Source organism: Streptomyces sp. NPDC032091 (genome assembly GCF_055580265.1).
In genome coordinates, this window is record NZ_JBVILR010000002.1 from 151,013 (window position 1) to 158,117 (window position 7,105).

A 7,105-nucleotide genomic window follows, 5' to 3' on the forward strand; every position below is an offset into this window, starting at 1 on the left:
CTACCTCACCTCCGCGCCTTCGAAGATCTGCCGGTCCAGCAGGGAGGTGAGCGGGGGGCCGTCGGCCCCCTCGTCCGAGGCGAAGTCCCAGAAGATCTCGCGCAGCCGCTCCTCGGTGAACTCCTCCTGCTCCTCGACGAGCTGGCGCTGGCCCTGGGTCCAGATCTCGCGCACCGCGGCGTCCTTGGTGTTGCCCAGGGGGGCGGCGCTGTAGAGGCGGCTCATGGTGACGTCGCCGGTGGCGGAGATCGCGATGCTGCTGTCGCGGACCAGGTAGGGGAACATGACCACGTCCTGGAACGGGCGCAGTTTCTCGCCCGGGACCAGGTAGGGCGCGTTGAGGTTCAGGTCGAAGTCCGTGGCCGGGACGTCCTGCTTGAACGCGGTCACCCGCCGGTGGACCGCCATGGTCTCCTCCTCCGTCAGCAGGAGGCGGTTGCGGCCGCCGCGGCCGTGCGCCCGGACCAGGATGAGGTCCTGGCGGCGGAAGCCGTGGGCCCGCAGGTAGTGCGCGAGGTCGAACACGTTGTGCTGGTTGGTCTTCATCACGGTGGTCAGCACCTTGAAGCTGCTGACGCGGTCGCGCAGGTAGACCGAGTTCTCCACGACGGTGTCGAACACGTCCATGAGGCGGACGGCGGCGAAGGTCTCGCGCGTGCCGTCCATGCTGACCCGCACGGACGAGATGCCGCTGTCCACGATCCGGTCGAGCTGTTCCCGGGTGTGCGCCGCCGCGTTGGTGATGAGGGTGACGGTCGAGTGCCGCAGCTTCGGGACCACGTCCAGCAGCTGCCAGAACCCCTTGCGGATCGTGGGCTCGCCGCCGGTGAGGGTGATCTCGAAGGTGCCCATCCGGTCGAGCTGGAGCATGATGTCCTGGAGCTGCTCGATGGAGAGCATCTTGCGCCGGATGTGGAGGGGGATCTCCCCGGTGTTGGTCCGGCAGTGGATGCAGCGCAGGTCACACGCGTAGGTGACGTCCAGACTGGCGCGTACGGGTGCGGTGTAGCCGGCCATCAGTCGGCCCCCTCCTCTTGGAAGATGCGCTGGCGTGTGTCGTCGGGATGCCGGGAACGCCACCATGCGAGGGTCCGCCGGATCCCCTCCTCGATGCCCACCGCGGCGGGCGCGGCGCCGACCTGCCCGGTCTGGAGGGCGGTGTCGGCCCGGAACTCGGCGATCTCGTTCGGCCGCCCCTCCTTGCGCGCCACCCGGGCTCCCGGGGACATCCCCTCCAGGATCGCGACGACCTCGTTGACCGAGAGGGACCGCCCCGAGCCGAAGTTCACGACGGGCAGGAGCGGCCGGTCGGCGAGGGCGAGGAGTTTGCCGACGACGTCGGCGATGTAGGTGAAGTCGCGGCGCTGCTCGCCGTCGCCCTCCACGGGCAGCTCGTTGCGGGTGAGCAGGTTGGCGCAGAGCCTGGGGACGAGGGCGTCGGGCCGCTCACCGGGCCCGTAGACGTTGAAGAACCGGACGATGCCCACCTCGGGGGCGCCCGGCGCCCGCTGGTGCGCCCCGGCCACCATCTCCAGCCCGACCTTGCTGGCCGCGTAGGGCGAGCGCGGGGAGAGGGCGCTGCTCTCCGGGGTGGGCAGGACGTCGGCCTGGCCGTACACCTCGCAGGTGCTGCCGACGACGGTCTTCGGGACGCCGGCCGTGGTGCAGAGGTTCAGCAGGTGGCGGCCGGAATCCACGTTGTCGAGGTAGTCGAGCGGCTGCTTGAAGGACCGAGGGACGCTCTTGTGCGAGGCGAGGTGGTAGACCAGCCGCACATCGGAGAGGTCCCTCTCCTCTAACTCCAGAACGGATTTCTCAAGGAATTTCCCCGTTCCCTCCGGCGGAATGAGGGGCGGTACCCGCAGGTCGTCGACGACCGTGACGTCCTTGCCGGATGCCGCCAGGGCGCGGGCGAGATGCCCGCCGATGAAACCGGCGCCGCCGGTCACCAGGATCCGATCTCTCAAAGCTTTCCGCATAACCAATACCTCAGCGTCCCCGCTAGTGGGTCAACTCGTGAATGGTCTGTCGGTTTGCCGGTATGCCGGTACGCATACTCAGGGCCGGCTTGATGGGGGGCGGAAGTGCCGCCAGGCCCGTGATCGACATTGCCACCCTAAGCTGCGAAACCACCCCATCTCAGCGTGACTCAGGTCACGTTTCGATCGTTTTCTGTTCGGTTTTGACCAGTAATCCCAGGTGAGATGAACCCGGAGCCTTGTTTTCCGCTCCCCCCGGGCTGCACCGCCGACCGCTTGTCTGTCTCGAAACCTGCCGTGGTTTGGCCGACCGCCTCCCCTCCCTCCCCTCCCCCCTCCTGCGTACCGGTGAGTAAACGCTCACGCGAAACGCACCGCCCGTCACCCGCGCCTTTCGGAAAGGCCGGGGAGGCCGGCCACGAGCTGGACGTCGACTTCTCGGCCTTTCCGCCCGGACGACCGGACGCGCCCGTCACCATCGACCCATGACCGTGCCCAGCCTCGCCCAGCGCCTCGCCGACCACGTTCAGCACCTTCTTGGCGCCGGCCCTCGACTGGCCACGGAGGACCTTGCCGTCGCCATGAGGTTCGGCCACGCCGGGAAGGCCGCGACAGCCCGCGCCATCACCGACCTCCTGGCCGCCCACGGAGTGGACACGCGCGACGATCTCCGCACATGGCTCGGCCGCGTGCTTTCGCTGCGGACGCCGGCAGCCTGGGCCTCGGCTACGAGCAACTGCGCAGGGTGTACGAAGACGCCACCGCGCTTCTCGGGCACGACGAGGGCGGCCTGGAGCACGCCGTTTGGCGGTTCAAGGCGAGACCCGCGCAGCAACGTTTCGGAACCCTCGGATAGCCTCGCGGGATGCCGGACACCGTGCCGGTCATCGCCCACCACAGCACGACCTTCACAGGGAGGAGCCGCATTGAGCCAGTACTACGGCATGGGTGACCAGACCCTGTGGAACCCGTCCAACGGGGCCTCCCGGCTTTTCATGCGCCAGGTGCGCGTCTACCAGGCCGAACTGAACCTCCCCTCCGGCATCGGCCCCATGCGGAGCGACGAGTGCCAGATCGACCCCCTCGTGTTCGAGGCGTTCGTCGCCGCCCTGCTCGCATGGCACCGGGGAACGAGGCACGCCGTCGTGGCTGCCCTGTCCGAGGGGTTCGTCGTGACGGTGCTGGCCCTGGCGGAGCGAGCGGGCATCGAGGTGGCATGGCAGCCGGCACCCGTCGCCGGGGCCGGCGGCCTCAAGGATGTTCAGGTCCCGACGGCCCCCGATTCCTCTGACGAGGCTTGGGCAGCCGCCCTTCAGCAGAGGTCACGCGAGTTGAGCCGCTTCATGGCGGCCTGAGAGGGCGCATGGATCGGCGCCGGCTCTTGCGCCGGGTGCCGGAGCCGCAGGTACGCGCTCAAGACGGAGTGTCCGGCGGCGGTGCGATGACCGGCGCGACACCGGACCAGCCGCCGGCAGTCAGAACCCGCAGGGCCAGACGGTGACGCGGTCCCGTTCCGCAGAAACCTCGACCCACGATCCCATCGACGCCTTCCGGCGGTGGCGGGTCGGCAAGGTCGAACAGGATCTGCGTGCCACCCACCTCCAGGGCAGCGCCTCCGTCTTCGAAGAGGCTCAGCCGCCCACGAAAGACGATGCGGTCGCCCTCGTCCCGCAGCTCGAAGACACCAGCGGCACTTGGCCAGGTATTCACAGTCCAGGCGATGTCCTCATCCACAGTCCACTCGACGTGGTGCTCCCGCCCCACTGCCTCAGGATCCCCCTGCCACAGCCCCACAACGGCGCCCACCGGCGAGTGCACGCGGACAGCCATGGGCATCGACGGAGCAAGCTGCGCTGCCTCTACTTCGACCAACACCCCACCACCGTCCCACCAGGGGGATGGGGATGGGGGATGGGGGCGTGCGCACCGGCATCGGGAAACGCCCCCGCGCCGGACTGCCACGGCTGTAACATGTCATCCAGTGGATGACAATCGGACTGTCATCCGCCCGTTGACCACAGAAAGAGACCCCCATGGGCAGCAGTGTCGAGACGCTGGAATTCCAGGCCGAGACCCGCCAGTTGCTCCGCCTGGTGATTCACTCGATCTACTCGAACAAGGACATCTTCCTGCGCGAGCTGATCTCGAACGCCTCCGACGCCTTGGACAAGCTGCGGCTGGAATCGCTGACCGACTCCAGCCTCACCGAGACCGATACCCCTGACCTGCACATCTCGCTGGAGGTCGACAAGGACGCCCGCACCCTGACCGTCCGTGACAACGGCATCGGCATGACGCGGGACGATCTCGTGGAGCTGATCGGCACGATCGCCAAGTCGGGCACCGCGGGCCTGCTGGAGAAGATCAAGGAGTCCAAGGACGCCGCCACCGCCGAGAGCCTGATCGGGCAGTTCGGCGTCGGTTTCTACTCGGCGTTCATGGTCGCCGACAAGGTCACCCTGCGCACCCGGCGCGCCGGCACCGACTCCGGCACCCAGTGGGAGTCCGACGGCGAGGGGACCTACGCCATCCAGGCCGTCGACGGGCTGCCCGTGGGCACCTCGGTCACCCTGCACCTCAAGCCGGCCGACAGCGAGGACGGCCTCGCCGACTACCTGTCCGAGACGAAGATCCGTCAGATCGTCAAGCGGTACTCGGACTTCATCCGCTGGCCGATCCGGATGGCCACCGCGGACGCCGGCACCGAGGACACGCTCAACTCGATGAAGGCGCTGTGGGCGCGGCCGCGCAGCGAGGTGAGCGAAGACGAGTACAACGAGTTCTACCAGCAGATCGGCCACGACTGGCTGCCCCCGGCCGAGACGATCCACATGCGCGCCGAGGGCACCTTCGAGTACGAGGCGCTGCTCTTCATCCCCTCGCAGGCCCCCTTCGACCTGTTCTCCCGCGAGACCAAGCCCGGCGTGCAGCTGTACGTCAAGCGGGTGTTCATCATGGACGACTGCGAAGCGCTCATGCCCAACTACCTGCGCTTCGTCAAGGGTGTCGTCGACGCCCACGACCTGTCGCTGAACGTCTCCCGCGAGATCCTCCAGCACGACCGCCAGATCCGCGGCGTGCGCCGGCGCCTGGTCAAGAAGGTCCTCGGCGCCCTCAAGGACATGCGGTCGAAGGACGCCGAGCGCTACGCGAAGGTGTGGGCCCAGTTCGGCCGGGCGCTGAAGGAAGGCCTGGTCGAGGACACGGACAACACCGAGGCCCTGCTGGAGCTGGTGTCGGCGGCCTCCACCCACGACCCCGACGGGACCACCACCCTGCGCGAGTACGTCGAGCGCATGAAGGACGGCCAGGACACCATCTACTACCTGACCGGCGAGAGCCGGGCCATGGTGGAGAACTCCCCGCACATGGAGGCCTTCGCCGCCAAGGGGTACGAGGTCCTGATCCTCACCGACCCCATCGACGAGGTGTGGGTCGACCAGGTCCCCGCCTTCGACGGCCACCGTCTGCAGTCCATCGCCAAGGGCCAGGTCGACCTCGACGGATCCGCCGACGACGAGAAGGAGACCGAGGCCGACAAGGCCCGGCGCGAGGAGGACTTCGCCGCCCTCCTGCCCTGGCTGACCACCACCCTGTCCGAACAGGTCAAGGAGGTCCGGCTGTCCTCGCGCCTGACCACCTCGGCGGCCTGCATCGTCGGCGACGCCCACGACGTGACGCCCACCCTGGAGAAGATGTACCGGGCGATGGGCCAGCAGATGCCCACCGTCAAGCGGATCCTGGAACTCAACCCGGCCCACCCGCTGATCACCGCCCTGCGCACGGCACACGCGGCGGGCGCCGACGACCCCGCACTGGTGGAGATCGCCGAGCTGGTCTACGGCAGCGCGCTGCTCGCCGAAGGGGGCGACCTGCCCGACCCGGCCCGCTTCACCCGGCTGCTCACCGACCGCCTGAGCCGCACGCTGTAACCGTCGGGGCGGGCCGTGTCCCCCCACGGGGCACGGCCCGCCCTGCGCAGGATCACACGGGGCAGCAGGCCCCTCCCCGGCCGGTGGGACAGGGCGCAGCCGGCAGCCGGAACAGGGTGCGGGTGCCCGTGAGGTCCAGGACGCGCAGGGCCTGCTCGGGCAGCCCGCGCAGGTGCAGGGTGGCGCCTTCGGCATCGGCGCGGCGGCGCAGGCGCAACAGGCTGTCGAGGCCGCAGGAATCCATGAAGGTCACGGACGACATGTCCACCGTGAGGTCCAGCCCCCGCAGGGCGAGGGCGTCGGTGGCCTCGGTGAGGTGGGGGCCGGTTTCCATGTCGAGTTCCCCGGTCACGGCCACGACCGTGCGGCCGGGTTGGAGGGCATGGACGGCTACGGCAAAGGCGGCAGGCATGGTCTGGTCCGCCGTTCGGTTGGGAGCCCATCACGGTCGGCTCCCCGAACGGGGCGAGAAGGCCGTCAAGCACACGGCACCGGGCCGTGCAAAGCCGGATAAGACCACCCGCACCTTCCGTCAGCCGCTCAGTACGGCCGGATGGTGGCGTGGGGTCTCTCACCAGACCAGGCTGGTTGTCTCCGGAGTATGCCCGCCCCACGGCACCGTACCCCTCTTCGGGCCCGCTCCCCCGGTTCCGAGGGGCTGCGGGACGTCCCCCGCCCCGGTTGTCAGTCCCGGGACCGTCCCGGCGAGGCGTTGCCCTGGCTGGCGGACGGCGCGGAATCCGACGCGGACATGTGGGCCGCCGCCGACGAGTCGCGCGAGCGGATCGTCGGGCTGTACCGCCCACGCCGACATCGTCCGGGAGCTGATCGACGGAGCCGTCGGTCTGCGGGACGGCAACGGCAACCTGCCGCCGGGTGATCGCCTGCGGTGGGAGAACCATCGGCTCCGACTGGAGCGCGTGGCGGAGGAAGCCGGTCACGGCTGATCACGTACGCCGTACAGGGCGACCGGGGACCGCCGACGGACCGGGACGGGCGTCGATCGTTGGAGGCGAGCAGGTTCCCTGCTGCGTCACGACGGCCGCCCCGGCCGCCTCCGCTCCTACCCCGGGTGCACCGTCGTCACCCGGGGGCGCGGACACGGCGGTGGGGGGGGAAAGGGGGGGGGGGGGGGGGGGGGGGGGGGGGGGGGGGGGGGGGGGAGGAGGGGGGGGGGGGGAAGGGGGGGAAAGA

Annotated in this window: 6 protein-coding genes and 1 pseudogene; 3 read left to right on the forward strand and 4 right to left on the reverse strand. The window is 69.4% G+C overall.

Features of this window, described 5'->3' with window-relative positions; translation table 11 throughout:
• Both ACZ5NJ_RS03580 and ACZ5NJ_RS03585 read right to left on the reverse strand, forming a co-directional pair.
• Entirely contained in the window at positions 1-1,017 is a 1,017-nt protein-coding gene (locus ACZ5NJ_RS03580; RefSeq protein WP_468762299.1) for a radical SAM protein, read from the reverse strand.
• On the reverse strand, positions 1,017-1,967 hold the full coding sequence (locus ACZ5NJ_RS03585; protein ID WP_468762301.1) for an NAD-dependent epimerase/dehydratase family protein: 951 nt from the start codon (positions 1,965-1,967) through the stop codon (positions 1,017-1,019). Before ACZ5NJ_RS03585 ends, ACZ5NJ_RS03580 begins: the two co-directional genes overlap by 1 nt.
• A 938-nt stretch (positions 1,968-2,905) precedes the next feature.
• On the opposite strand from ACZ5NJ_RS03585, the gene ACZ5NJ_RS03590 reads away from it, so the two are divergent.
• Complete coding sequence (locus tag ACZ5NJ_RS03590) at positions 2,906-3,334, forward strand: DUF6086 family protein (protein ID WP_468762303.1); 429 nt, start codon at positions 2,906-2,908, stop codon at positions 3,332-3,334.
• 58 nt (positions 3,335-3,392) lie between these two features.
• Here the strand turns inward: ACZ5NJ_RS03590 and ACZ5NJ_RS03595 are convergent, their stop codons facing one another.
• On the reverse strand, positions 3,393-3,854 hold the full coding sequence (locus ACZ5NJ_RS03595; RefSeq protein ID WP_468762305.1) for a hypothetical protein: 462 nt from the start codon (positions 3,852-3,854) through the stop codon (positions 3,393-3,395).
• A gap of 158 nt (positions 3,855-4,012) precedes the next feature.
• Between ACZ5NJ_RS03595 and htpG the strand changes: the two genes are divergently transcribed.
• The gene (gene htpG / locus ACZ5NJ_RS03600; protein WP_468762307.1) at positions 4,013-5,911 is read left to right on the forward strand and encodes a molecular chaperone HtpG; all 1,899 of its coding nucleotides are present in this window, start codon (positions 4,013-4,015) and stop codon (positions 5,909-5,911) included.
• Between the two features lie 52 nt (positions 5,912-5,963).
• Here htpG and ACZ5NJ_RS03605 read toward each other — a convergent pair whose 3' ends face one another.
• The gene (locus tag ACZ5NJ_RS03605) at positions 5,964-6,323 is read right to left on the reverse strand and encodes an STAS domain-containing protein (protein WP_468762309.1); all 360 of its coding nucleotides are present in this window, start codon (positions 6,321-6,323) and stop codon (positions 5,964-5,966) included.
• Positions 6,324-6,614: 291 nt separating this feature from the next.
• On the opposite strand from ACZ5NJ_RS03605, the pseudogene ACZ5NJ_RS03610 reads away from it, so the two are divergent.
• Positions 6,615-6,858, forward strand: a pseudogene (locus tag ACZ5NJ_RS03610) (hypothetical protein); the annotation flags it as partial.
• Positions 6,859-7,105: the final 247 nt, after the last annotated feature.

Coding starts and splice junctions, on each gene's coding strand:
- ACZ5NJ_RS03580 (WP_468762299.1), bottom strand. CDS start 1,017: ATGGCCGGCTACACCGCACCCGTACGCGCCAGTCTGGACGTCACCTAC.
- htpG (WP_468762307.1), top strand. CDS start 4,013: ATGGGCAGCAGTGTCGAGACGCTGGAATTCCAGGCCGAGACCCGCCAG.
- ACZ5NJ_RS03605 (WP_468762309.1), bottom strand. CDS start 6,323: ATGCCTGCCGCCTTTGCCGTAGCCGTCCATGCCCTCCAACCCGGCCGC.